Raw genomic sequence first — 25,047 nt, 5'->3', positions numbered from 1 at the left:
GTCCTTCCAGCGTTGGACGCTCAGATCACCGTGAGCGGCAAGGGGATTCCACGATCTGCGAACACGAACCCGGCTCCGGTACTGACCCGGGTGATGGCGACCTCCACACACTCGGGCGCGGGTTCGTCCTCGGTCACCACCTCGACGAGGAGCGCGTCGACGTCCTCCGAGAGCACCCGGACGGTGAAGCGGGGATCGACCCCACGCACCAGCGCCTGCAGCGGCTCGAGGTGGTCGCCGTCGATCAGGGCGGGCCAGCCTCCGTCGGCGTCCGCCGCGCCACCGCGACCGAGCAGCAGCTCCAGCCGCCCGCCCCCGAGCCGAATGTCGCTGTCCACGTACTGCTTCGGGCTCAGCAGCGGATGCACCGACAGCACCTCGGCAAGGCCTGCCAGGTCACGCGGCAGCCCGAGCGCATCGCGGATCCGCTGCGCGGCTACCCCCGCGATCCCGGTGAGTTGCTTGCGAGTGATCTCGAGCGCCTTGTCCTCCTCCGCCCGCTTGCGGACCGCGAGCAGGAACCCGAGGGCGAGCAGGTGGTGCTGCAGGCAGACCTCCTCCGCGATCCGCACCAGGGCCGAGTGCGAGAAGTCCGCGAACCGGACGTCGGAGAGCAACGGACCCGAGTAGTCGTGCGCGCCCTCCCCCGTGCGGTCGATGGGGCTCAGCTCCACCGTGTTGGCCGCGGTGCGGCCGATCTGCTCGGTGTGCGTAGTCATCTGGGGCGGCGCGTGCGACGGATCGATGACCACCGTCCACGCGCAGTGCGGCTTCCGGTCCACCGGTCGGCGCGGCGGGCGGTGGATGGGCCGCACCTGTGCGTGCGGGTTGGTGGCCAGCGCGGTCGCATCGAAGGTCGGGTCCTCGATGTCGTGGCACATGGTCTTTACGTACTCGTCGCCGAGCGGCTCGACGTCCATCAGGGCACCGCAGTGATCGAGCCAGAACTCGCCGTGTGCTGGATCGTCGACCCGGTACCGAAAGTCCATGAACTGGGGTGGTGCCCCGATATCGAGCTGCAGTCCCTTGAAGATCGTGACCACGTCGTCGCCCTCGTACCCGAGCGCCCTCTGCATCCGGCGCGTGTACCAGGGGCTCGACGCCTGCCACTCCTCGATCGCGACGGCCGCCATGCCCTCGCGCCCGAACTCCACGATCAGGTGTGCCATTCCCGAGCGATCGATCAGCTGCCCGCACAGCAGCAGCTCGGGCACCAGGGTCGCGAGATCCGCCCGGGAGAGCGCGTCGAACGACCGCCTCGACTGGGCCTCGGTCCTCACCACAGCGGGACCGGAGTCTGGCCGATCGGGTACCAGCCGGGGAGCTTCTCACCGGAGACGGACCGCTGGATGCGGGACTGCATGCCCGTCGACAGCGCGTTGTCCTTGATCATCTCCATGAACAGCGCGGAGACGTGGCCGAAGTCGAAGAAGTCGCGCTGCCAGGACCACTGGAAGTCGCCGGCGTAGCGGAACCAGCTGCCGCCCATGCCGTAGACCTCGTAGTTGCTGCCGTCGGCCCGCTTCGCATCGGCGACCTGCTTCCACAGGCCGATCACGTTACCGCTGCGTTCGTCGACGACGATCTCCTGGTACGGGTAGGTCCACCCCTCGAGCCCTTTCATCTCGAGGCCGAGTGCGATGTCGCGGATCTCCTCGCGGCCGACCGTCATGATGTCCTGCTTCGGGCCGATGTTCCAGCCGTAGGTGGCGTCCTCGGTGTAGAACTCGGCCAACGGCGTCCAGTCCCGCACTGCCTCGGCCTTCTTGTTCGCCTCGATCCAGCGCTCCACCATCTCGTCGAGTTCCGCACGATCGAACTGGGACATCACTGGTCTCCTTCGGATTCGGTCATTCTCAGCGCGCGGGTCGGACAGAACTTCACCGCGTTCTCCACACTCGCGCGCAGGGACTCGGGAGGGTTGGGGTCGAGGATCTGCACGGTCCCATGCTTGGGCACCGAGAAGACCTCGGGCGCCTCCATCTCGCAGGCGGCATGCCCCTGGCACAGGTCCGCGTCGACCTCGATCCTCATCGGATTCCCCGCCTGCGATATCGGACCCGGCACGGTTGCTCGAGTTGGACCACCATCTTGCTGTGGTCGTTCCGGTACGAGTCCGACGGCTGCGCCATCTCGAACTCGAAGTCCCGCAAAAGGATCGAGAAGATCGCCTTGAGCTGCATCTGCGCGAAGGCGGCCCCGACGCAGCGGTGCCTGCCCGCCCCGAACGGGATCCAGGTCCACCGGTTGACGATGTCCTCCTGGTTCGGATCGATGTAGCGACCCGGGTCGAAATCGTTCGGGCGCGGGAAGTCCTCGGGGATCCGGTTGGAGATCGCCGGGGTCGCCGCGACCAGGTTGCCCTTCTCGATCCGGAAACCACCGACCTCGAAGTCATCACGCGCCAGCCGCAGCAGGATGATCAGCGGCGGGTGCAGTCGCAGGGTCTCCTTGACCACCGCCTCCAGCACCGGGATCTGCCGCAGTGCATGAAAGCTGATGTCCGCGCCGTCCGCGTACAGCTCGTCGAGCTCGCCGACCACCTGTTTCATGGCGTCCGGGTGCCGGAGTAGCTCGATCAGGCTCCAGGCCGCAGTGCCGGAGGTGGTGTGGTGGCCCGCGAACATCATCGAGATGAAGATCCCGGTGATCTCGTCGGCGCTGAAACGCTCCGCACCGGTCTCGTCCTTGATCGAAACCAGCACGTCGAGCATGTCCCGGTCGTCCTTGCCCCGCGGTGGGTTCGCGATCCGTCCGGTCATGATCTCCTGCACCAGCGCCACCAACGCCAGCCGCGCCTCGTCGCGGCGCCGGAAGCTCTCGATCGGCGCGTACGGATCGACGAATGCGAGTGCGTCCGTGCCCTGTTCGAGCTCGTGGTACAGCTTGGCGAACCGATCGTCGAGCTGGTCGCGGAACTTCTTGCCGATCAGGCAGGCCGAGGAGGTGTAGATGGTCAGCTCCGCGAAGAAGTCGAGCAGGTCGATCTCCCCCTCGTCGCCCCAGCCCGCGACCATCGCCTCCACCTCGGCACCGATCGTCGCGGCGTGGCCCTTCATCTGCTCACCGCGCAGTGCCTGGTTGTGCAGCATCTCCTTGCGCCGCTCGGGGCTGGCGTCGAACACCACACCCGCCCCGAAGATCGGCTTCATGAACGGGTACGCGGCCTGTTGGTCGAGGTCCTCGTCCGACGAGCGGAAGAAGAACTCGTTGGCCTCGGCCCCGGAGAGCAGCACCACCTCGCGGTCGGCGAGCCGGAAGGTCCCGACGTCGCCGCACTCCTCCCGCACGCGACGCATCAACGCGATCGGATCGGTGCGCAGTTCCTCGAGATGGCCGTGCTCGTGCTCACCGCCGGACACGCGTTGGGGGTCTTGCAGACTCATCTCTTCGCCTCCTTCGGGTCGGGGTGGTTCTCGGTGGCGGGGGCACTCAGCGGCGCCTCCGGCTGGACCTCGACCAGCACCAGGTGCGCGCCGCGCGGCGCCGACACCACCGCGACAACGGCGTTCGCGATGTCGGAGGCGCGCAGGAAGTAACCGTGCCTGGCGAAGCCCCAGGTCTTCCAGGATTCAGCGAGCGGGCCGATGACCTCCGGGGTGGAATCCATCCCCATCCCGGTGAGCGTCGGCCCCGGCCTGACGATGGAGGCGCGGATTCCGGTGCCCTCGAGCTCCATTCGCATCTGCCGACCCATCGCCTCAAGTCCAGCCTTGGCCGCGTCGTAGGCGCCCATCAGCGGCCGCGGACGGTCCGCGCAGTCGGATCCGATCAGCACGAAGTCGCCGCGGCGCCGCTCGCGCATGCCGGGCAGGATCCGGTGCGCCAGCCTTTGCGCACCGACCAGGTGCACCTCGACCTGCTTGAGGAATCGCTCCGGCTCCATCTGGTCGGCCGCACCGAACTCGAGGTCGCCCGCGCTGGAGAGCACGATCTCCGTCGGCCCCAATGCATCCTCGGCGGCCGTGACGAACTCGTCGACCGAGGCGGCGTCGGTGACGTCGAGGAAGTGCGCGAACGCGTCGCCCCCGCCCTGCCGGATCTTCTCCGCGATCGCCTCGCACTCCGCGACCCGCCTGGCGCCCAGCGCCACCGGGTGGCCGAGCTCGGCGAGCGCATAGGCGGTGGCGGTGCCGATCCCGGAGGAGGCGCCGGAGATGACCGCGGGCCTGCGCTCCGGGTTCGGTTCGAATCGTGGCATCAGCGCACCTGCACCTTCACCGGCAGGGCCGCGAAGCCTCTGACGTTCGTCGAATGGACGCGCTCGATCCCGGACTCGTCGACCTCGAAGTCGGAGACCTTCCTGGCGAACTCGGCGAGCGCGATGTTGGCCTCGAGCCTGGCCAGGTGGGCGCCGAGGCAGAAGTGAACGCCGCCACCGAAACTCGCCAGCTTGTTGGTCGAGCTCCGTCCGATCTGGAACTCGTCGGCCTCCTCGAACACGTCGGAGTCCCGGTTCGCGGATCCGATCAGGAGCAGCATCTTCTCCCCGGCGGGCACGGTCTGGCCGTAGTACTCGAGATCAATCGCGGTGGTGCGGGCGACGATCTGGCTCGAGGTGTCGTAGCGCAGCGTCTCCTCCACCCAGTCCGGTGCCCGGTCCGGGTCGGCGAGCACCGGCGCGACCTGGCCGGGATGGCGTGAACCCCAGTACAGCGCGTTCCCCAGCAGCTTGGTGGTGGTCTCGTTGCCCGCCACCACCATCAGGAACATGAACCCGAGGATCTCCTCGTCGCTGAGCCGGTCCCCGTCGATCTCGGCCTCGAGGAGCGCGGAGGTCAGGTCCTCGGTCGCCGACCGCCTGCGCTCGGCGATCATGTCCCGGTAATAACCCATCAGACTGATCGAGGACTCCACCGCGGCCTGCGGGACGTCCTGGACCCCGTCCTCCCGGTGCACCACCAGGTCCGCCATCCGTCGCAGCTCCGCGCGATCCGGCTCCGGCACCCCCATCAGCTCGGAGATCACATCCATCGGCAGCCTGCCTGCCACCTCGGCGATCCAGTCGAACTCGCCCGCCGCCAGCGACGGCTCCAGGTACTGATCGGTCAGTTCCAGGATGCGCCCCTCGAGCTCGGCGACCCGGCGAGGCGTGAACCCGCGAGAGACCAACTGCCGCAACCGCATATGCCTCGGGTCGTCCATCGCGAGGAACGACATCACCAGGTGCGCGTGCGGTCCGTACGCGGCCGGATCGAGCGAGACGCCGTTGGCACTCGAGAGCCGACGATTGTCCTTGAAGGCGTCGGCGACGTCGCCGTGCCGCGAGAGCGCCCAGAACCCGATGTCCGGATTGTGATAGATCGGCGACTCCTCACGCAGTCGCTTGTACGTGGGGTACGGATCGTCGTGGAAGTCGTAGTCGTACGGATTGAAGACCACCGGGGTGATCAGGGCTTCGGTCATCGTGGCTCCAGGATCAGTCTGGCGGAGGCCTCTAGTCGCTGCGCGAGTTGCGGGTAGGACCCGTATCCCATCCCGGCGCGCAGGAGAGCTCCCGCGTAGAGAAGTTCGAGGGTTTCGAGCAGTTCTGGGTCGTATCCCGGGCCGAGGGCCTGACCGAGCCGGTTGTGGATCTCGAATCCGATCCGGCTGCGCAGGTGCTCGACGTCCGGATCGGCGCCGAGCAGCGCGCCGGTCACCGCGTCGGACACCTCCGGCTCGTCGGCAAGGAGCAGTGCAATCCCACGCAGCACCGACAGCACCCGTTCCGTGCGGTCCAGGCCGGTGCCGTCCGGAACCTCGGAGGCCTCGAGCCGTCGCCAGAAGACCTCGGCGACGAGATGTTCCTTCGATGAAAAGTAGGTGTACGCGGTCGCCGGGCCGACGCCCGCCCGCGCGGCCACCGCACGCACGGTCAGCCCACCGAACTCCTGCTCGCGCAGCACCTCGACGGCGGCACCGGTCAGTCGCTCGACGGTGTCGGCCTGCTTCTCGGTCAACCGCCTTCGGGTCGACTCGAAACTACGACTGGACACGTGTCTGGACATTACTACGGTCTCCCGTCCGGCGGTACCCTTTATCGCGCTCTAGAGCCCGATCTTCATCCCGGCCCCGCCGTCGACTCGCAGTTGCTGACCGGTCACGTACCGCGATTCGTCCGAGGCCAGATACACCACCGCGTGCGAGATGTCCGCCGGCTCGACCCACGGAATCGGCATGGCCTGCATGAACGGGAAGGTCAGCGCCGCATCCTCTGCGGTCGGGTTCTCGAGGTCGGGCCGGAACGTCTTGTACATCGGCGGACTCTGCAACATGTCGGTGTTCACGTTCGTCGGATGGATCGCGTTGACCCTGATCGAACTCGGCCCCAACGTCAGCGCCAGCGAGTTCGTGTAGGCCTGGATCAGCTTCTTGGCCAGCCCGTACCCGTCACCCCCCGGACCCTGCAGCGCCTGCTGGCCGTTGAACCCGGTCTGCGGCACCAGGCCGGCAACCGAACCGATCGCGATGACCGAGCCGCCCTCGCCCAGATACTCCATCGCCGCGTGCACGGTGTTCACCACCCCGATGAAATTCACGTCGAAGGCGTCCACGAATCCCGCGTTGGGAACGTGCTTGCCCAGCGGACAGATTCCCGCGTTGGCCACCACGACGTCGAGGCCTCCCAACTCGGCGACCGCCTCGGCCAGTGCCGCCTCGACGGCCGCCCGGTCGCGGACGTCGACGCGGGCCGTGACGGCCCTGCGGCCGGTCTTCTCGACCAACCGCGCCGTCTCCTCCAGGTCGGCCTCGGTGGCGAGCGGGTATTCGTTGCTTGCGATGTCCGCACAGAGGTCGAACGCGATGATGTCCGCGCCCTCTTCGGCGAGATGGACCGCGTGACTGCGGCCCTGCCCCCGCGCTGCGCCGGTCACGAACACGACCTTGCCTGCGACTCGATTCATCGGATCACTCCCTGCAATCAATGGAACGTTCGACGTTCTTCTGCCTGAAAGCATTGCGAGGCACCTCTGTGCGAACTATAGTCCAGACACCTGTCCAGATGTGGAGGAATTGAGCATGACGCTTCGCCCGACCGACAGCTCGGCCCTACTGATCGACGGAAAGCTCGTCGCCGGCTCCGGCGGCACCTTCGAGGTGCTCAACCCCGCGACCGAGGAGGTGCTCGGATCGGCGGCCGAGGCCACCGCCGCCGACATGGACGCCGCGATCGCGGCCGCCCGCCGCGCGTTCGATCAGGGCACCTGGTCCCGCGATCATGCGTTCCGCGCCCGGTGTCTGCGCCAACTGTGCGACGCCTTGCAGTCGCACATCGAGGAGTTGCGCGAGGTGACCATCGCCGAGGTCGGTGCGCCCGCGATGCTGACCAGCGGGCCACAGCTCGAGGGGCCCGTCGAAGACCTGCGCTACTGGGCCGACCTGGCCGAAAACTATTCGTGGGAACAGGATCTCGGGTCCGCGACGCCGATGGGGATCCCCACCGCTCGCCGGGTGCTGAAGGAAGCCGTCGGGGTCGTCGGCGCGATCACCCCGTGGAACTTCCCGCACCAGATCAACTTCGCCAAGCTCGGGCCCGCCCTGGCCGCGGGCAACACCGTGGTGCTCAAGCCCGCACCCGACACCCCGTGGTGTGCGGCGCTGGTCGGCAGGGTGATCGCCGAGGAGACCGAGATCCCGGCGGGCGTGGTCAACATCGTGACCTCCACCGATCACGCGCTCGGCGCGCAGCTGTGCACCGACCCGCGCGTCGACCTGGTCTCGTTCACCGGGTCCACCGCGACCGGCCGCACGGTGATGGCCTCGGCAGCCGACAGCCTCAAGAAGGTCTTCCTCGAGCTCGGCGGCAAGTCCGCGTTCATCGTTCTCGACGACGCCGACCTGGCGAGCGCCTGTTCGGTCGCGGCATTCTCGGTCTGCGTGCACGCCGGACAGGGCTGCGCGCTGACGACCCGGCTGCTGGTCCCGCGCGCCCGCTACGACGAGGCGGTCGCAGCGACCGCCGCGACCATGTCCGGCATCCGCGCAGGCGACCCCAGCAAGACCGGAACCGTCTGCGGGCCACTGATCTCCGCGCGCCAACGCGAGCGGGTGGAGGGCTACCTGAAGCTCGCGGTGGCGGAGGGCGGCACCATCGTCACCGGCGGTGGCCGACCCGCCGACCGGGACCGCGGGTTTTTCGTCGAGCCGACCCTGATCGCCGGGGTGGACAACTCCGCGCGGGTCGCCCAGGAGGAGATCTTCGGCCCGGTCCTGGTGATCCTCCCGCACGACGGCGACGAGGACGCCGTCCGGATCGCCAACGACTCGCCGTACGGGCTGTCCGGCTCGGTGTGGGGCACCGACCCGGAGCGGCTGAACCGTGTGGTCGCGGGCGTGCGTACCGGAACGCTCAGCGTCAACGGCGGGGTCTGGTACTCCGCGGACGCCCCGTTCGGCGGCTACAAGCAGTCCGGGATCGGCCGCGAGATGGGCGTGGCCGGCTTCGAGGAGTACCTGGAGACCAAACTCGTCGCCTCCCCCGCGACAGCCTGATCCGCAGCCCGCTACACCTACCGAGGAGACAACACATGGGACGTTTCGACGGACGCACCGCCATCGTCACCGGCGCGGCGCAGGGCATCGGCGAGAGCTACGCACGGGCACTCGCGGCGGAGGGCGCCAACGTTGTGGTCGCCGACCTCAACCGTGAGCTGGGCGAGACCGTGGCCAAGCAGATCACCGCAGACGGGGGCTCCGCCGCCTTCAAGGAAGTCGATGTGGCGGACGGGGCATCGACGAAGGCGCTCGCGGACTTCACGATCGAGAGATACGGCAGCATCGAGCACCTGGTCAACAACGCCGCGATCTACGGCGAGATGAAGATCGACTCGCTGCTCACGGTCGACTGGGACTACTACCGGCGGTTCATGAGCGTGAACATGGACGGCGCGCTGCAGGTCTGCAGGGCCGTCGTCCCGCACATGCGGGCCAACGGCGGCTCGATCGTCAACCAGTCCTCCACCGCGGCCTGGTTGTACTCGAACTACTACGGACTGGCGAAGGCGGGTGTCAACAGCCTCACCCAGCAGCTCGCCACCGAACTCGGCTGGTCGAACATCCGCATCAACGCGATCGCGCCCGGCCCGATCGACACCGAGGCCACCCGCACCGTCACCCCCGGCAACATCGTCAAGGACATCGTCCGGCGAATTCCCCTGCAGCGCATGGGAACCACCGAGGACCTGGTCGGTATGTGCCTGTTCCTGCTCTCCGACGAGGCGGGCTGGGTGACCGGGCAGATCTTCAACGTCGACGGCGGACAGGTGTTCCGGTCGTGACGGGCGGCGACACCGACATCACGGTCGGCTACATCGGCCTCGGCAACATGGGCGCGCCGATGGCCACCCGGCTGCTCGACTGGCCCGGCGGCCTGGTCGTGTGCGACGCGCGACCCGAGGCGCTGACCCCGTTCACCGATGCAGGAGCCACCGCCGCGGACACGCCCGCCGCGGTCGCCGCACAGGCCCAGGTGATCTCGGTGACCGTCCTCGACGACGCGCAGGTGCGGGAGGTGGTCGACGGGCCCGATGGGATCCTCGCCGCCGCCGCGCCCGGCACGGTGATCGCGGTGCACTCGACGATCAGCGACCGGACCGCCACCGACCTCGCGCAGCGTTGCCGGGAACGGGGGGTCGACCTGGTCGATGCGCCCGTCAGCGGCGGCGCCCCCGGGGCCAAGCAGGGTCGGCTGGCGGTCATGGTCGGTGGATCCGAGGAGGCCTTCGCCGCGGTCAGCGGGCCGTTCGCACACTGGGCCGACCTGGTGGTCCACGCCGGGCCGGTCGGCGCGGGCACCCGGATGAAGCTGGCGCGCAACCTGCTCCACTTCGTCTCGTTCACCGCGGCCAGCGAGGCACAGCGCCTCGCCGAGGCCGCGGGCCTGGACATCCGCGAGCTCGGCAAGGTCGTCCGGCACACCGACGCCATCACCGGGGGCGCCGGCGCGATCATGTTGCGCGAGACCACCGCCCCGGTCGCCGAGGACGACTTCTGGCACCCGATCCTCTCGCACGTCCGCAACCTCGGCGAGAAGGACCTGTCCCTGGCGCTCGACCTCGGCGAGCGGCTCGACGTCGACCTGCCGCTCGCGCGGCGAGCACTCTCCGATCTCGGCCCCGGACTCGGGGTCGGGACCGGCACACAATCCGACGCTGCAACGAAGGAGCACGCATGACCGACGGAAATGGTGTCACCGAAGCCCGCGCGCGGGGGGTGGCGATGATGAATCAGGTCTACGGCTGGGAGATGCCGGCCGACATCCCCGGCGACTTCTTCGCGGTCACCGCCGACCATCTGTTCGCCGACATCTGGACCCGGCCCGGGCTGAGCCTGCGCGACCGTCGACTGTTGCTGCTCGGCGCCATCACCGCGCAGGGTCAGAGCGACGTCGCGAAGATCCAGATCAACGCGGCGCTGCACAACGAGGAACTGACCGAGGAACAGGTCGAGGAGGCGGCGATCTTCCTCTGCCACTATGTCGGCTGGCCGCTGGGTACCGGACTCAACAACGCCATGATCGCCGTCAATGCGGACCGCCGCAAGGCCGCCCGCGCCGCGGAGAAGGCCGCGGAAACCACCACCGGTTGAGGCTCGGCCGGAAATACTGCACTCTAGGCAACAACTCTCGAGACAAGGATCACATTCATGGCCGAGGCCACTCCCATCCGCCCGCAGCCCGCTGACACCATCGAAACCTGGCACTACGAAGCCGACGTGGTCGTCGCCGGCTACGGGATCGCCGGGGTCAGCGCCGCGATCGAGGCCGCTCGAGCGGGCGCGGATGTCCTGGTGCTCGAGCGGACCAGCGGCTGGGGCGGCGCGGCGGCGCTCGCCGGCGGATTCATCTACCTCGGCGGCGGCACCCCGCTCCAGCAGGCGCTCGGCTTCGAGGACTCGCCTGCCAACATGAAGGCCTTCATGATGGCGGCCCTCGGCCCCGGCGCCGACGAGGAGAAGGTCACCGACTACTGCGAAGGCAGCGTCGAGCACTACAACTGGCTGGTGGACAACGGGGTTCCGTTCAAGGAGTCCTTCTACGGCCAGCCTGGCTGGGAGACCCCGTTCGACGACGGGCTGATGTACTCCGGCGGCGAGAATGCGGCGCCGTTCAACACCATCGCCACCCCGGCGCCGCGCGGGCACGTCCCGCAGATGGCGGACAAGCGTACCGGTGAGAAGGGCGGCGGCTACATGCTGATGAAGCCGCTGGTGGAGACAGCCGAGGAGCTCGGCGTCCGTGCCGAATACGACATGCGGGTGCAGCGCCTGATCGTCGACGGGGACGGTCGGGTCGTCGGGATCATCGCCAAGCAGTACGGCAAGGAGATCGCGGTCCGCGCCCGCACCGGCGTGGTGCTTGCCACCGGCAGCTTCGCCTACAACAAGGAGATGGTGCAGAACTACGCGCCGCGCCTGATCGGCAAGCCGGGCGCCTCGATCGAGGAGCACGACGGCAGGGCGATCCGGATGGCACAGGCCCTCGGGGCGGACCTGGCGCACATGGATGCCACCGAGGTCGCGTTCTTCGGCGACCCGCAGCTGATGGTCAGGGGCATCCTCGTCAACGGCCGCGGCCAGCGGTACGTCAACGAGGACACGTACCCGGGCCGGATCGGCCAGGAGACGTTGCTGCGCAACGAGAACCAGGCCTACCTGATCATCGACGAGGACGCCTACGAGGAGGGCTGCGCAGGCGACAGCTCGACGCCGTTCTTCCGGTTCCAGCCGAAGTGGGTGGCGGAGACGGTCGAGGAGCTCGAGTCGGAGATGGGCCTACCTGCCGGCACGCTGGTCTCGACCGTCGAGGTGTACAACCGGCACGCCGAGAACGGCGAGGACCCGGTGCTGGGCAAGAAGTCCGAATGGTGCAAGCCGATCGGCTCCCCCATCGCAGCGCTCGACCTGCGCAACTTCACCGCCGGGTTCACCCTCGGCGGACTGCGCACCACGCTCAACTCGGAGGTGCTGCATGTGAGCGGCGAGCCGATCCCCGGCCTGTTCGCGGCCGGCCGCTGCACCTCCGGCGTCTGCGCGGGTGGCTACGCGAGCGGAACCTCGCTCGGCGACGGCAGCTTCTACGGTCGCCGCGCCGGAGTCGCCGCCGCGAAGGGCTGAGGCGGCTGGGCCGCCTGTGCGTGGTTGACGAGTCCCCACACTCGTGTCTGTGTTCAGGACATCGCGAACAGTTGATGTCTCAGGACATCGTGAACACTGAACGGCCCACCCCGTGACAATCGGGGATGGGCAGAACAGGGTTTTCGATGGATCCAGAGTTCGTGTCCGCGATCGTCCGCGCAGCAGGCGGCGAGAACGTCAACATCGCCGACTTCTGCAGATCCCACTCGATCTCACGCACGACGTTCCACAAGTACTTCGCACGGTTCAAGGCCGAGGGAACCGGCGGGTTCACCAGACGCTCCACCGCCCCGCACACATCACCGACCCGAACGTCGGCGGTGCTGTGCGAGGCGGTGGTGCGTGCCCGTAAGGAACTCGACGACGCAGGACTCGACAACGGACCGCAGAGCATTGCCTGGCGGCTCGAGTCCCTCGGGTTCGATCCGTTTCCATCGCGGGCGACGGTGTACCGGATCCTGCTCGACCACGGCCAGATCGTCGCCCAGCCCCGTAAACGACCCAGGACGAGGCGGCGGTTCGAATACTCCGATCCCGGCGGGTTGTGGCAGATCGACGGCATGGAGCACTACCTGTCCACCGGTGAGAAAGTCTGCGTCCTGCAGATACTCGACGACCATTCCCGGTTGGACGTCGGCTCGTGCGCCGCGGTCAGCGAGAACGGCGCTGAAGCCTGGCGGGCGCTCGAGCAGGCCTTCGCCGGCTACGGCCTGCCGGTTCGGGTGCTCTTCGACAACGGTCGCGCGTTCTCGGCCAAGCACCGTGGAGGAACGTCCGCCCTCGAGCGCACCCTCGCCGCGCTCGGGGTGCAGACCATCACCTCGTCCGTCTACAACCCGCAGACCTGCGGGAAGAACGAACGCGTGCACCAGACCTTGCAGAAGTGGTTACGCAAGCAGCCGGCACCCGACACCCTCGAGGAATTGCAGAGCCTCCTCGAGCAGTACCGGGTGGTCTACAACAACCGGCGCCATCAGAGCCTGGCGGGGAAGACGCCGCAGCAGCGATACGACGAGAAACCCACTGTCGCAGCTACTCCGGAGCCGAAGATCAGGCACGGCGAGATCGCTCGATCGATCTCACACACCGGCATCGTCCAGTTCGACGGACATTCGATCTCCCTGGGCAGAGCCTGGGGAGACCGGACAACTAGTCCCCACTCGAACGGCCTGTTCGCTCTGGATGGGGCGATCCGGGATCACCAGTCTGGTGTGTGTTTCCGCGGGATCCCCCCCTTGACGCGGCCGTAAACCGTGCCTGATTTGTGACCTTTGTCTTTCATGAAGTTCGCGTGCGTGTTTCATTACGGTCCCTTCTAGGGGTGGAGATTCCATCTTGGTCAAGGGGAGGACACAATATGGCTATTCGAATGTTGTCCGGGAAGTCTGCTGCGCGAGCCACATTCGTTGGACTGGCCGCGGCGACACTGGCGGTCACAGGTGCAGGCGTGAGTTCGGCGCAGACCGAGACCGGCTGGGTCGGAGGGACGCCTCCCGTCGGCGGGGTCATCTACCTGCATGCATCGACCATCAGCAACGCGCCAACCCTCTCGGCATCGACAGCCATCTAACCGAGTTTCGGGCAGATGGTTCCCGACTTCAGGATGGGAGTCCAATCACGCCTGTTCAAGAGCGGTGTGCTCTGCAAAATCACTCCCTTGCAGTACAACCCGATCTCCACCTCGCGGCTCGAGAACCGAACGAGCGGTGACTGCGGTTCGGGTTCATACAACAGCCACGGATTCGTGCAGGCAGGAGATGGCGTGAACTGGTCGACCTACGTGACGTTCCCGACCAATCCACTCGACTATGTGGCGCCGGCACCACTGGCGAGGGCGACCGCTCCGACTACAGCTCCTGCCGATCTGTCTGCTGGAACCAACGCGGACGGGTCCACCTACGGAACCGCCGCCGGCGTCAAGGAAGCGACGGACATTCCTGATCTTGTCGCGAGCTACGGATCGGACGGAACCTTCGGATATGTCAAGGCAACCGACCTGAACGAAGTCAAGAACAACAGCGGCAGCATCCCCCCTTTACGACCGCGACGGCCGGACGGTCATCGGGGCCTTCGGACTGAACTAGAGGGGGCGAGAAGTACGTGGCTCGGCTTCCGGCGAACACCCCGGAGTCGAAGCGGAACGAGATCACGGCCGCGCGCGCATCCGCACAGACACGCGCGGCGGCACCGCCCTCATCCGATGATCGAAGTGGAGGGACGATCGTTCCGTTTGGTGGCAACAGTGGCACCGTCGACAGTGCTTGGGAGTGGTCGAGCGACGACCATCGGCCTATCGTCAACTGCCCGGGCGACGGTGGGGAGTGCGTACAGATCGACTGGACCGACATCCATTTCGAGTACAACATCTTCTTCAACAGCGAAGTCACCCTCTCCGGAACCATGCAAGCGCGAGATTCGATCGGAACCTTTGGGGTGAAGAACTTCACTTGCCAGTTGAAGGCCGACAAGAACCTCGCGATTGATCCCGTTCGCGCGACGTTCACCAACTGTGTCGGGGCGCCAAAGACAAAGAGTCTCTTGATCTACGACCAGACGAGGTCGCATACCTACACAAACGAATTGAACTGGATGAACATCAAGTTCGAATCGTATGACACCACATATGGAATCTCCTTCGGCACAGTGGAGTACAAGAGTCCGAACTTCAAGAAGGAAAGTTCTGGAGCCCAGACGTTCAACTACTAGATAGGGGGCTCAAATGACCTCCGACCAGGAACAACGGCTGGCGATACTCGAGGCCGTGCAGTGGGCAGTTGATCACCCACTCGACCTCGTCCGCATCGCCACCGATTCCGATACAGAATCGGATGCGGTCTCGGCGATTATGCGACAGTCTGGGCTGACGGAGTGGCAGTCCGAGTTCTGTCTGTCGATGCCATTTCGGCGGCTCATGCGTAAGAATCGCGAGCAGTTGGCTGCCGAACTGCGTGAAGTCAGAAAGTCGATGGGCCAGGACTGAGTGAAAGTGTCCCGTCGGAGGGGGTCGGTCACGATCATCGTGACCGACCCCCTCCGTTTTCCCTACTGGCGGGGCGAACGCTGAGCCGCCCTCCCGAGCTGATTTGTGCTCGCCCGCGGTGTTCTGCGGGATGATGGCGGCGGGTGCCCACCTATTCGTCAACGCCGAAGGACACCATCATGGCCCCGCACGAGCCGATCTGGCAGGAACTGCAAGACCTCCACGGTGCGAGCAGTGAGCTGTACGTTTCCGGTGTCATGGATCATCAGTACATCCGCCATGACCGGTCCCTGGACGAGGGCACGTGGACGTTCCAGCACGGCCCCGACAGCCGATGGCGGATCGAACGGTCCGGCCTGGTGCAGTACCTCCGGCACGGCGCCGCTGCACTCGCGCGGTTCGATGATGGGATGCGCTCGGTAGCGCCCGAGCAGACACGCCTGGTCGCGCTGCTGCCGATCAGCCCCCTCCGGTTCCTCGGCGGCCCCACGTCGATCCTGTTCGACCTCAATACCGATGCCGAACCGACCATCCTCGGCACTACCACCATCGCTGGACGGCGGGCGTGGCAAGTTCGCCTGACGGCGGGGGCCGGCGCAGACCCCACAGAGCTCGACTTCGACCAGGAGACCGGGATGCTGCTCGGTCTGAGAGGGCTCGGCGGCAAACTCGCCGCGACCATGAAGGACCTGCGAGTCGGTGAGCAGATCCTCGACGACGCGTTCACCTGGGGGCTACCCACGGCGCCCTCACCGCTGATCGAGCGCAGATCAGCGACGGAGATCCAACAGCTCCGAGAGATTCCGGTCGCCGTGCCGAGATACTGGCCCACCGGAATCGGACACATGCCGCAGGCTGGTGACCCCGACACCGGAGAACTCATTCTCAGCCTCGAGGTCGACGGCGCACCCATCCTGGCGCGGTGGCCCCTGAACACCCATCTGACATTGCTCGATCAGCTGCTCGTGGCCGGTCACCGGCATCATGTCGGATGGTCCGACGCCACCTGGCACTGGCGCCTCTACACCCGGACCCCTCTCGAGCAGGACGAGGTCGATCGCATCCGAGACTCCATGCGACACCACTGACATGATCGGAGCCGGCAATGGCCCTAGCCGGGGCGGCGGGCCTTCTTCATCAGCTGGCAGCCCGGGTGCCACCCACCTCGGGAGCGAGGGGCACGGTCGAGGGCATCGGCCCCGCGCTGCCTTCTTCTATCGCCCGGCGGGGCTCTGTGAGATGTGTTCGCGCAGGCGGCGTAGAAATCTCTCGCGATGCCCGTGCAGAAGTTCCGCCTCGGCGGCATACACGGCCTCTTCATGCTGCTCGACCCTGCGCAGTTCGAGTGCGCGGGTCACGCGCGCCGGGGCGGTCTGCTCGTGTAGTCGGCAGGCGCGAGTCGCGGCTGACTCGTCATTTAGCAGGTCGGCGGCCGCGCGATCGCAGTCGATGAGGGCCTTCTCGTATCCCAGGCGCAGCGCCGACTCTTCGGGGAGCCGCACGACGGCGACGTCCTCGATCAGCTGGAGCGGTAGGCGTGCGAGCCGGTAGTTGAATCGGGCCATCGCCATCGGGAGGCCGAGCACGGTTCGATCGTATCGGTAGTGCGGCGGAGCCGGGCTGTGGGTGATTGCTGAACCCCGCCCCGTGTGGTGACCTGCGAGACGACGGGACCGTTCATTCATTGGCTCCGGGTCCGTCCGGTCCTGGCCATCTGCGCCCGTCGTGCACGCCGTGGGCATTTTCTGTGAGGGACGGTGCCGACTGTTGGCTCCTGGAGGGATCGCCTAAGCGGTGCGTTCCCACGCCGATGCGGCTGATGATGCGGCGGCCACGGCGGCTGGGAAGGTAACCGGCCAGACGATGGAAGGGCTGTCGGTGCTGGCCGAAGTCAGCGATGCCCAAATGGAACTGAGTCGGCGCGGGCGCGGTGCATTGTTGCGCCAGGACGCCTAGTAGCCGATCGACGGCAGCCACGCGCCCTTCGGCTCGTTGTAGAGCCCGATCGTCATCAGCGTCGACTGCTGGACGATCTTCAGACCAGCATCGAAGCACCAGGCCATGAGGCGGGTGTTGCGTGACGGCACGAGGAACCCGAGGCCGGTGAACTCGTCGGCGCTGGCGAGCAGCGCGATGACGTCGTCGTCGGCCTTGCCGACCGCATGCCAGGTGTAGCCGATGCCCGTCGCATAGCCGGTGATCTGGCCGCCACGCTCGACCACGCGGGCGGTGCCGACATTTACCCAATGTTGCAGCTCGTCGTGGCGGTCGTGGCCGTGCACCTGCCGGCAGATCTCGTCGCAGGCGGCGATGTCGTCCGGTGTCGCCGGACGCACGACTGCGCCGGGAATCGCGGACCCGCGTGGCGTTCCCTGGAAGACGGACAACAGCTCACGCACGGCGAAGCCGAGCTTGGCGTACAGGGAGAAGGACCGGTAGTTGTACGCCGTCTGTACCAGCCGCACGCCTGCGACGTCGCGCTCGCGCGATCGCTGAAGCAACGCATTCATCAACGCACGCCCCGCCCCCGCGTCCGACGCCGCCGGGTCGACGCAGACGGGTCCTATGCCGACGATCTTGCCGCGCTCGTCCTGTAAGGCGCTGCCGACGATGTGACCGTCGCGCTCGGCAACCAGACTGTAGATGCCGTCGGTGTCCAGCATCGCCTTGATCTGGAAGTCGGCGAATTCGGGCGTGCCCGCTTCGATCGGGAAGTTATGGCGCGTGGCGAGCGCCTCGAAGGCGTCGAACATGAGGCGCCCACACACCTGGGCATCGTCCGACGTCGCCTCGCGAATCTGCAGCTCGGTCATTCACCTATTGTCGCGCTTGCGCTGCCGACGGGTGTCCCAATGGGGGATCCTCATCCGGCGCTCATTCGGCGTTCCTCATTGACCTGGCAGGGGCGCGTTTCGTTAGTCCGGAAAAGGGCCTGGTGCCGTCATGGGCGAAGGATCCGAAGATCGGCTCGCGGATGATCAACGCCCGCTCCGAGACAATCACGGCGAAGCCGGCGTTCAAGGCCGCCGCAGCCCGCCGACGCTGTGTCCCGCCTGCCGAGGGCTACTTAGAGTGGCTCAAGGGCGAGGACGGGAAGAAGATCCCGTACTTCCTGAACGGCGACGGCCCGATCGCGATGGCCGGCCTCTACGAGCTGTGGCCGAACCCCGAACTCCCTGAGGACGATCCCGGCCGCTGGCTGTGGACCTGCACCGTCCTGACGCGGCCGGCCACCGACGCCGCCGGCCAGATCCGCGCGAACCGGCGAGCGGGCCGCGAGGCTGCCGCACCTGTTGCTCACCTACCGCGACGCGGACCGATATCCGGTGATCGCGCCGGTCGGGGTGGCCGGGGCGACGCCGATGGCGTCCGGCTGCGCGTGCCCACCTGGGTTCCGCCAGGCGGCCGCAGTGCCAGTCTGCTCGCGCATTCCTATCGAGCCCAGCTCGTCGGCCTCGAGGCCCGCCAGAACACGGGCTGGCTCGAGGTCACCGGTGCCGAGGCGCGCTACGCGCCGCACACCGACTTCGGGTTCCGCGCACCCGCGAACAAGACGATCGTGTTGCTGGCCAACGGTTTCCTGGCCCGGCGCGGCCTGGCGAAGGCCCGTAAGCAGGGGCGGGTCCAGGCGCTGGGCTGATCCACCCGCGCTACGGGAATTACGCCGAGGACTCGTCGGTGTGGTCGGACTGGTCCCTGAGTTGCCGCCCAACTGGCGAGCAGTTACAGCGCGTCCGCGGTCGGGGGTTCCCGCCGGCGCCGTGTAACGCGCGACGCGGGGCTGACTTCGAGAACGGGAACGGTGGCAACCACCGGTGCGCCCGTCACCACGGCACCGTTCCCGCGTCGTCGAAGAATCCGCCGGTCGGGCCGTCGTCGGGCAGGGTCGCGAGGCGAATCGCGACGGCCGCACCCTGTTGCGGTGTACGGACGCCGCGAAAACCATTGAGGTCGGTGGCAGTGAAACCCGGACAGCCGGAGTTGATCAAAATGTTGGTGTCACCCAGTTCCTTGACGTACTGGATGGTGAGGGCATTGAGGAAGGTCTTCGAGGCCAAGTAGGCGGCGGGAACCGGGCCCATGTCGATGCCAGGTGTGGTTTGCAGGGCGAGCGAGCCGACGCTGCTGGACATGTTGACGATTCGCGGTGACGCCGAGGCGCACAGCATCGGTAGCATCGCGTTGGTCACCCGGATTACCCCGATCACGTTGGTTTCCACGACGATTCGCACGGTCGTGGGATCGACCGTGGTCGGTGTCTGCGGCACACCGCCGGTGATCGCGGCATTGTTGACCAGAACATCGAGCCCTCCGGCATGGTCGGCGATCAATTCGGCCGCCGCGGCCACACTTGCGTCGTCGGTCACGTCGAGCGGCACACCGAACGCATCGGTCCCAGCCGCGCGCAGCTTCTCCACCGCGGTGTCGCGGCGTTGCCGATCACGCGCGCCAACACCGATTCGCCAGCCGAGCGCGCCCAGGCCAGCGGCGATCTCGTATCCGATTCCCTTGTTCGCGCCGGTCACCAGCGCAATCGTCTGTTCACTCACACCGCCGATCCTGCCGCGATTCCGGGGGCAGCGTCCAAGACCGATCGGGTGGGCGGCGATACCGCACGGGTATTGGTCGTGGTCATCGCCGGATACCATGGCCTGGTGGAGACGCGGGAGATGCGATACTTCGTCGCCGTCGCCGAGGAGTTGCACTTCGGACGGGCGGCACAGCGGCTCTCGATCGCGCAACCACCACTATCGCGAGCCATCCAGCAGCTCGAACGGCGGCTCGGAGTCGTCCTGCTGCACCGCACCGCTCGCGCAATCACTTTGACCAAGGCCGGGTCGGTGCTTCTGCAGGAGGCCCGGCCGGCCCTCGAAGCGGTCGAAGCCGCCGAGCGCCGCACCCGCCGCGCCGCCACCGACCGGGCCGGCGTGGTGCTGGCCGCCAAGGCAGGAGCGTCCAGAGAACTGTTGTCGAAGCTGTTGGACGCCTACGCCGCCGACCCCTCCGCTGTCGCAGTCGAGGTGATGCTCTGCGGGCCCGGCGAACCTGAAGGCCTGCTACGCAACGGGCGTGCCGACGTTGCTCTGCTCCAGCCGCCCTACGACACGACGGCCGGATTCGACACCGAGGACCTGCACACCGAACACCAGGTCGTGGTCCTACCCGCGGGGCACCCCCTCGCCATCCGACCCCACATGTCGATGGCCGAGGTCAACGCCCTGACGGACCTGCCCCTGCCACGCTGGCCTCGACGGGATGGGAGTTATCCCGAGGGCCCCGGCCCGAAGGTTCGCGACCATACCCAATTGACCCAGCTGATCACGCTCGGCCGGGCCTGCGCGCTCATGCCCGAATCGCTCCGAGCACAGCTACGCGGCGAGCACGCCATCGTGCCTGTGCCGGACGCACCGGCCGTCACGACCGTCATCGCCTGGCCACCACACAGCAGATCCCAAGCCGTCGCCGACCTTGTCCGTACGGCGGTACACCTCTAGCCGATAACATCAGCAACAGGCCCTAGTTCGAGACCGGCTCCCGGTTCAGCTTGCCCGCGAGCCGCCCCAGGTAGGCCACCACCTCGGCCTCGGACTTGTCGGGCACCCCGAACACGACCTCGGTCACGCCGAGGTCCTCCCAGCGGGCGAGCTTGTCGGGGTCGGGCTTGCCTGCCAGCACCACGACCCGGGGCGCACCCTCGCGGCCTGCCTCCTGCCAGATGCCGCGCAGCAACAGCACATTGTCGTCGATGTCCTGCTCGATCGGGGTGGTCATCCAGCCGTCGGCGGACCGGGCGATCCACTTGAAGTTCTTCTCGTTGCCCGCCGCGCCCACGATCACCGGAACACGAGGCTGCTGAATGGTTTTCGGCCACGCCCAGCTCGGTCCGAACGTGACGAACTCGCCGTCGTACTCTGCCTCCTGCTGCGACCACAGCGCCTGCATGGCCTCGAGGTACTCGCGCAGCATGGTCCGGCGCCGCCCCGGCGGCACACCGTGGTCGGTCAGCTCGTCGAGGTTCCAGCCGTACCCGACGCCGAGCACCACCCGGCCGCCGGAGAGATGGTCGAGCGACGCGATGGTCTTCGCCAGGGTGATGGGATCGTGCTCGACCGGGAGCGCAACTGCGGTACCGAGTGCGATGCGTTCGGTCACCGAGGCCGCGGTCGCCAACGCCACCCAGGGGTCGAGGGTGCGCATGTAGCGGTCATCGGGCAGCGTCTCGTCACCGGTCTGTGGGTGCGCGGCGTCCCGCCGGGCCGGGATGTGGGTGTGCTCGGGGACGTAGAAGGAATCGAACCCGGCCCCCTCCGCGGCGACGGCAGCGGCCGCGGGCGTGATCCCGCGATCACTCGTGAACAGCGTGATTCCAAATTTCACCAGGGTCTCCTTGCGCCGTCTGCGAGCCTCGAATCACGACCGAGACTATTAGCTGGACAGCTGTTTGGCAAGGTGTCCAGACCGATCGGTCTCCATGCGAATCTAGAACTCGTTCACATGCTCAACCAGGGGTGGTACCAGCTATTATTGCCCGCCATCGGTCGGCTTCATGACACAGGTTCGTATAGCAAAGGGCGTGACGACCGGCGGTATCACCACTGGGCGTCACGCCCTCGACCTCGGAGTCAGCGCCTAGGGGACGACGATCGTGCCGCGCCCCTGGACATGCGGGAAGTTCGTGTCGATCTGGACTTCGATCCGCCCGACCCCGGTGTCCGCGGTCATCGGCACCCACGGGCCGTCCGTCGGCGAGAGCGGCGTGTTGTCGCCGAGCGGCACCGGTGGCCCCGGGAAAACTCCGCTCGCGCCGGTGTCCAGGTTCTTCCAGCGCAGGGTGGCTTCGACGCCGCAGTAGGGGGCCTGGAACAGGCCCGGAACGAAGGTGAACTCCGGTCGCACCCAGATCGTCGGGTTCTGCCCGAAGAAGAGGGCGTTCGGGTCGTAGTGCGCGTCCACTGTCCCGACGCACCCGATCGCCCCGCCGCCGAGCGTGTACGTCGGCGAGATCCCCACCGGGTCGGACGACGACCCGGTCGACGCCGTGGCGGTGCCGCCCGTCAGCGACGCCGCCACCGCGACCGACACCACAACTGCCCGAATCGTTCTCATCGTCCCTACCCCCCAGCCGACGCTACGGCGTCATCTCGTAGGCGCCATCGTAGGCCCGCACCTGCTCCCACACCCGACCGAACCGATCCTCGTCCACCACCGGCTTGCGGATCGCACCGAGCGCCCACTCCTGCTGAGCAGGCGTCGACGACGGCTTCCCGTGCAGGGCAACGGCATACCCGGAGAAATCTCGGACCTGGAAGTCGAATATCTGGTCGACCAGGTCCCGGTCGAGCCCGGTCATCTCGGCCTGCTCGAGGATCAGCTGCCCGTAGACGACGAGCGAGAACAGGTGCCCGACGTTGAGCAGGAAGTCCAGGTCCTTCTGCTGCGCGGCATCGGGAGCCGCGGTGGTGAGCAGCTTCTTGAGCTCCAGCGCCTGTTCGTAGAACCGCACCACGTTCGGGATGTCCTGGAACCGCTCGTAGACCTTCGTCCAGTCGTGGAACTGCACCTTGGCCGCGCCGCGGGTGGGACCCTGGTTCCAGAAGAACTCGTCGTCGGCCGCGTCCGTGCGGGTGCAGATCTCGGGGAAGCTCGCCGGGTTGAACATGTAGTTCGGCATGAACTTCAGGATCAGCCCGACGTTGACGTGAACCGTGCCCTCCAGCTTGGGCAGGCAGCCGATGACCTCCACGGCCTCACGGAAGTAGGTGTTCTTCTCGTACCCCTTGGCCGCGACCACGTCGTGCAGCAGCGCGATCACGCGCTCGCCCTCGGAGGTGACCTTGGCCTTGGTCATCGGGTTGAACAACAGGTACCGACGGTCCTCGAGGCTCGCGCTGCGGAAGTAGTCGACGGCCCTGGCGCTGAACTGCTTCATCGCGACCATCCGGGCGTAGGCGTCGACGAACGCCGCCCGCACGTGGGTGAAGTCGGTGACCGGGTTGCCGTAGAGGATCCGGTTCTGCGCGTGGGTGATCGCCTCGTAGAAGGCGTGCTCGGTGATGCCGATCGAGCCGGTGCACAGGTTGAACTTGCCGACGTTGACGGTGTTGAGCGCCGCCTCGAACGCCTGGACACCGGTGTGCAGGATGTCCTCCTCCCGCACCGGGTAGTCCTCGAGCCGGAAGGTACTCACGTACATCTGGCCGTGGATGACGTTGTCGATGAGCTTGTAGTTCGGATGCTGGCTGTCCGCGACGAAGAAGACGTACCCGTCGGACCCTTCGACGTCGGTCCTGCGACCGAACACCGACACCATGCCGGCGACATTGCCGTTGCCGATGTAGTACTTCTCGCCCGTCGCCCGGAAGGCGACGTCGCCGTCGTCCGATTGCGGGGCGAGCAGCATGTCGGTGGAGTACACGTCGGCGCCGTGCTCGCGCTCCGAGAGACCGAACGCCATCACGCCGCCCTCCGCCAGCTCGCGGGCGGCCCGCTGCTTCGCGGCGGTGTTGTCGCTCATCCAGATCGGCCCGAGGCCGAGGATGGTGACCTGCCAGGCGTACCAGTAGGCCAGGCCGTAGAACCCGAAGATCTCGCTGAGGGCGGCGTTGCGGGCCGCGTCCCAGCGACGGTTCGGGTCGCCGTCACCGAACTCCGCCGGGGTCTGGAAGGTGGCGAAGAGCTTCTCGCTCTTCACGAACTCCAGGAAGTCCGACACCCAGGTCGCGTCCAGGTCGTCCTGGAGCAGTTGCTTCTTGCCACGGTTCTCGAACCACTCGACGGTCGCACGCAGCAGCCGCCGGGTTTCCTCGTCGAACTCGGCGAAGTCGCTGGTGGTCGGGTTGAACAGTTGTCCGTTCGCGGACATGGGTTGCCCCTCTCTCGCAGATCAGCTCGCGTCTGAGATGAACCTACCAGCGAGTAGCTATTCCACCCCCTTGTGTCGCAGGTCACTTCGCTGCTACGTTCTGGAACAGAGACACAGTTTTGTTTCATCGTCCAAGAGCCGACAGGAACCCACGATGCCGCTCGACTTCGATTCCGCCATTCGCGAGGCCGTCCCCATGCCGGTCGACGACGAGATCGCCTCGACCTCACCTCGGCTCGGCCCCGATTCCCTGATCTGGAAGTACTACGGCGACGTCCGCGGACTGCTGGGCTTCCAGCGGATCGCCGGGACCGAGAACTGCATCGAACAACTCGGCAAGGCGGTCGAGGACCACTCTGTGATCTTCTCGGACACCCTCGGCCGGGCACGGCGCAGCGGACCCCCGATCATGAAGACCGTCTACAGCGAGGACCCGCACCGCTGGGGCCGCACCGTCCGCGACTTCCACAAGCCGATCAAGGGCACCGTCGCCGATGGATCGCGCTATCACGCGCTCAACCCGGAGCTCTTCTACTGGGCGCACGCCACCTTCGTCGACCAGGTCCTCTACGTCACCGACACCTTCGTCCGGCGCCTGTCCCACGAGGAGAAGGTCCAGATCTTCGAGGAGGGCAAGACCTGGTACCGCCTCTACGGGGTGAGCGATCGCAGTCAACCGCAGACCTACGAGGAGTTCCTCGAGTACTGGGAGCAGATGCTCGACCGGTTCGTCCCGACCCGCACCATCGTGTACGCCACCGGGTACATCAGGAAGGGCGTGCCCTGCCCCCGACGGATCCCGGCACCGGTGTGGCGACTCCTGTCGGCCCCCCTGAACGGCTTCATCCGCACCGTCGTCGTCGGCACGCTGCCCCCACAGATGCGGGAGGTCTGCGACCTCGACTGGGATGCCAAGAAGGAGAAGCGGTTCCAGCGGTTCGCTGCCTTCTCCCGCCGGATCAACCCGCTCGTCAACCGGCTGCCCCTGCGCGCGCTGTACCTGTCATGGGCCTACGACGCCTGGCGCCGGGTCGGCATCGACCCTCGCCCCCTGATGAACGTTCCCACCGCCCCCACCGCCCGCTAG

Annotated in this window: 27 protein-coding genes and 1 pseudogene; 14 read left to right on the top strand and 14 right to left on the bottom strand. The window is 67.0% G+C overall.

Features of this window, described 5'->3' with window-relative positions:
* Window positions 1-20 precede the first annotated feature (20 nt).
* The 8 genes from JOE46_RS01750 to JOE46_RS01715 are packed head-to-tail and all read right to left on the bottom strand — an operon-like array spanning window position 21 to window position 6,887.
* Entirely contained in the window at window positions 21-1,280 is a 1,260-nt protein-coding gene (locus tag JOE46_RS01750; protein WP_373560270.1) for a hypothetical protein, read from the bottom strand.
* Window positions 1,277-1,828 carry a nuclear transport factor 2 family protein gene (locus JOE46_RS01745; protein WP_097212773.1) on the bottom strand — a complete coding sequence of 184 codons (552 nt, stop codon included), beginning with the start codon at window positions 1,826-1,828 and terminating at the stop codon, window positions 1,277-1,279. Before JOE46_RS01745 ends, JOE46_RS01750 begins: the two co-directional genes overlap by 4 nt.
* A complete protein-coding gene (locus tag JOE46_RS01740; RefSeq protein WP_097212772.1) occupies window positions 1,828-2,034 on the bottom strand; it encodes a ferredoxin in 207 nt (68 codons plus the stop codon). The genes JOE46_RS01745 and JOE46_RS01740 overlap by 1 nt, the downstream gene beginning before the upstream one ends.
* Complete coding sequence (locus JOE46_RS01735; protein ID WP_097212771.1) at window positions 2,031-3,386, bottom strand: cytochrome P450; 1,356 nt, start codon at window positions 3,384-3,386, stop codon at window positions 2,031-2,033. The genes JOE46_RS01740 and JOE46_RS01735 overlap by 4 nt, the downstream gene beginning before the upstream one ends.
* A complete protein-coding gene (locus JOE46_RS01730) occupies window positions 3,383-4,201 on the bottom strand; it encodes an SDR family oxidoreductase (RefSeq protein WP_209926067.1) in 819 nt (272 codons plus the stop codon). The genes JOE46_RS01735 and JOE46_RS01730 overlap by 4 nt, the downstream gene beginning before the upstream one ends.
* On the bottom strand, window positions 4,201-5,406 hold the full coding sequence (locus tag JOE46_RS01725; RefSeq protein WP_209926066.1) for a cytochrome P450: 1,206 nt from the start codon (window positions 5,404-5,406) through the stop codon (window positions 4,201-4,203). Before JOE46_RS01725 ends, JOE46_RS01730 begins: the two co-directional genes overlap by 1 nt.
* On the bottom strand, window positions 5,403-5,990 hold the full coding sequence (locus JOE46_RS01720) for a TetR/AcrR family transcriptional regulator (protein ID WP_097212768.1): 588 nt from the start codon (window positions 5,988-5,990) through the stop codon (window positions 5,403-5,405). Before JOE46_RS01720 ends, JOE46_RS01725 begins: the two co-directional genes overlap by 4 nt.
* Before the next feature lie 39 nt (window positions 5,991-6,029).
* Window positions 6,030-6,887, bottom strand: a complete 858-nt coding sequence (locus JOE46_RS01715; protein WP_209926064.1) for a mycofactocin-coupled SDR family oxidoreductase — start codon at window positions 6,885-6,887, stop codon at window positions 6,030-6,032.
* Window positions 6,888-7,002: 115 nt separating this feature from the next.
* Between JOE46_RS01715 and JOE46_RS01710 the strand changes: the two genes are divergently transcribed.
* The 10 genes from JOE46_RS01710 to JOE46_RS01670 all read left to right on the top strand — a co-directional run bounded on the left by JOE46_RS01710 (window position 7,003) and on the right by JOE46_RS01670 (window position 16,185).
* Window positions 7,003-8,475 (top strand): aldehyde dehydrogenase, encoded by a 1,473-nt coding sequence (locus tag JOE46_RS01710; RefSeq protein WP_209926063.1) that lies wholly within the window; start codon window positions 7,003-7,005, stop codon window positions 8,473-8,475.
* A 35-nt stretch (window positions 8,476-8,510) separates the two neighbouring features.
* Complete coding sequence (locus JOE46_RS01705; protein WP_097212765.1) at window positions 8,511-9,260, top strand: SDR family oxidoreductase; 750 nt, start codon at window positions 8,511-8,513, stop codon at window positions 9,258-9,260.
* 47 nt (window positions 9,261-9,307) lie between these two features.
* On the top strand, window positions 9,308-10,156 hold the full coding sequence (locus tag JOE46_RS01700; RefSeq protein ID WP_209928910.1) for an NAD(P)-dependent oxidoreductase: 849 nt from the start codon (window positions 9,308-9,310) through the stop codon (window positions 10,154-10,156).
* Complete coding sequence (locus JOE46_RS01695; protein WP_209926062.1) at window positions 10,153-10,569, top strand: carboxymuconolactone decarboxylase family protein; 417 nt, start codon at window positions 10,153-10,155, stop codon at window positions 10,567-10,569. Before JOE46_RS01700 ends, JOE46_RS01695 begins: the two co-directional genes overlap by 4 nt.
* A gap of 57 nt (window positions 10,570-10,626) precedes the next feature.
* Window positions 10,627-12,096: an FAD-dependent oxidoreductase gene (locus JOE46_RS01690; protein WP_209926055.1), complete on the top strand. Its 1,470-nt coding sequence runs from the start codon at window positions 10,627-10,629 to the stop codon at window positions 12,094-12,096.
* A gap of 146 nt (window positions 12,097-12,242) precedes the next feature.
* On the top strand, window positions 12,243-13,367 hold the full coding sequence (locus JOE46_RS01685; protein ID WP_209926053.1) for a DDE-type integrase/transposase/recombinase: 1,125 nt from the start codon (window positions 12,243-12,245) through the stop codon (window positions 13,365-13,367).
* 197 nt (window positions 13,368-13,564) lie between these two features.
* Window positions 13,565-13,687, top strand: a complete 123-nt coding sequence (locus JOE46_RS26690) for a hypothetical protein (RefSeq protein WP_269588176.1) — start codon at window positions 13,565-13,567, stop codon at window positions 13,685-13,687.
* A 530-nt stretch (window positions 13,688-14,217) separates the two neighbouring features.
* Window positions 14,218-14,823, top strand: coding sequence for a hypothetical protein (locus JOE46_RS01680; RefSeq protein ID WP_209926051.1), 606 nt, complete (start codon window positions 14,218-14,220; stop codon window positions 14,821-14,823).
* Window positions 14,824-14,836: 13 nt separating this feature from the next.
* Window positions 14,837-15,097, top strand: coding sequence for a hypothetical protein (locus tag JOE46_RS01675; protein WP_209926050.1), 261 nt, complete (start codon window positions 14,837-14,839; stop codon window positions 15,095-15,097).
* A gap of 179 nt (window positions 15,098-15,276) precedes the next feature.
* Window positions 15,277-16,185 carry a hypothetical protein gene (locus JOE46_RS01670; protein WP_209926049.1) on the top strand — a complete coding sequence of 303 codons (909 nt, stop codon included), beginning with the start codon at window positions 15,277-15,279 and terminating at the stop codon, window positions 16,183-16,185.
* Between the two features lie 126 nt (window positions 16,186-16,311).
* Here JOE46_RS01670 and JOE46_RS01665 read toward each other — a convergent pair whose 3' ends face one another.
* The gene (locus JOE46_RS01665) at window positions 16,312-16,683 is read right to left on the bottom strand and encodes a hypothetical protein (RefSeq protein ID WP_179800617.1); all 372 of its coding nucleotides are present in this window, start codon (window positions 16,681-16,683) and stop codon (window positions 16,312-16,314) included.
* A gap of 208 nt (window positions 16,684-16,891) precedes the next feature.
* On the opposite strand from JOE46_RS01665, the gene JOE46_RS01660 reads away from it, so the two are divergent.
* On the top strand, window positions 16,892-17,053 hold the full coding sequence (locus JOE46_RS01660) for a hypothetical protein (protein WP_209926048.1): 162 nt from the start codon (window positions 16,892-16,894) through the stop codon (window positions 17,051-17,053).
* Here the strand turns inward: JOE46_RS01660 and JOE46_RS01655 are convergent.
* The gene (locus JOE46_RS01655; protein WP_097212757.1) at window positions 17,050-17,910 is read right to left on the bottom strand and encodes a GNAT family N-acetyltransferase; all 861 of its coding nucleotides are present in this window, start codon (window positions 17,908-17,910) and stop codon (window positions 17,050-17,052) included. The two genes, JOE46_RS01660 and JOE46_RS01655, sit on opposite strands and share 4 nt — an antisense overlap.
* Before the next feature lie 116 nt (window positions 17,911-18,026).
* Between JOE46_RS01655 and JOE46_RS01650 the strand changes: the two are divergent.
* A pseudogene (locus JOE46_RS01650) lies at window positions 18,027-18,350 on the top strand (SOS response-associated peptidase family protein); the annotation flags it as partial.
* Window positions 18,351-18,921: 571 nt separating this feature from the next.
* Here the strand turns inward: JOE46_RS01650 and JOE46_RS01645 are convergent.
* Window positions 18,922-19,623, bottom strand: coding sequence for an SDR family NAD(P)-dependent oxidoreductase (locus tag JOE46_RS01645; protein ID WP_257017562.1), 702 nt, complete (start codon window positions 19,621-19,623; stop codon window positions 18,922-18,924).
* A 129-nt stretch (window positions 19,624-19,752) separates the two neighbouring features.
* Here JOE46_RS01645 and JOE46_RS01640 point away from each other — a divergent pair, with 129 nt between their 5' ends.
* Window positions 19,753-20,592 carry a LysR family transcriptional regulator gene (locus JOE46_RS01640; protein WP_307861240.1) on the top strand — a complete coding sequence of 280 codons (840 nt, stop codon included), beginning with the start codon at window positions 19,753-19,755 and terminating at the stop codon, window positions 20,590-20,592.
* A 22-nt stretch (window positions 20,593-20,614) separates the two neighbouring features.
* Here the strand turns inward: JOE46_RS01640 and JOE46_RS01635 are convergent, their stop codons facing one another.
* The 3 genes from JOE46_RS01635 to JOE46_RS01625 all read right to left on the bottom strand — a co-directional run bounded on the left by JOE46_RS01635 (window position 20,615) and on the right by JOE46_RS01625 (window position 23,960).
* Window positions 20,615-21,475 carry an LLM class F420-dependent oxidoreductase gene (locus JOE46_RS01635; RefSeq protein ID WP_209926045.1) on the bottom strand — a complete coding sequence of 287 codons (861 nt, stop codon included), beginning with the start codon at window positions 21,473-21,475 and terminating at the stop codon, window positions 20,615-20,617.
* A gap of 252 nt (window positions 21,476-21,727) precedes the next feature.
* Window positions 21,728-22,204 (bottom strand): hypothetical protein, encoded by a 477-nt coding sequence (locus JOE46_RS01630; protein ID WP_143548487.1) that lies wholly within the window; start codon window positions 22,202-22,204, stop codon window positions 21,728-21,730.
* 22 nt (window positions 22,205-22,226) lie between these two features.
* Window positions 22,227-23,960, bottom strand: coding sequence for an acyl-CoA dehydrogenase family protein (locus JOE46_RS01625; RefSeq protein WP_209926043.1), 1,734 nt, complete (start codon window positions 23,958-23,960; stop codon window positions 22,227-22,229).
* Between the two features lie 154 nt (window positions 23,961-24,114).
* Between JOE46_RS01625 and JOE46_RS01620 the strand changes: the two genes are divergently transcribed.
* Window positions 24,115-25,047: an oxygenase MpaB family protein gene (locus tag JOE46_RS01620; protein ID WP_209926040.1), complete on the top strand. Its 933-nt coding sequence runs from the start codon at window positions 24,115-24,117 to the stop codon at window positions 25,045-25,047.

The sequence above is a fragment of the Rhodococcus sp. PvR099 genome, assembly GCF_017833315.1.
GTDB lineage: Bacteria > Actinomycetota > Actinomycetes > Mycobacteriales > Mycobacteriaceae > Rhodococcus_G > Rhodococcus_G oryzae.
Note: the sequence above shows the minus strand (reverse complement) of the source record. Positions and strands in the feature narration are given on the sequence as shown.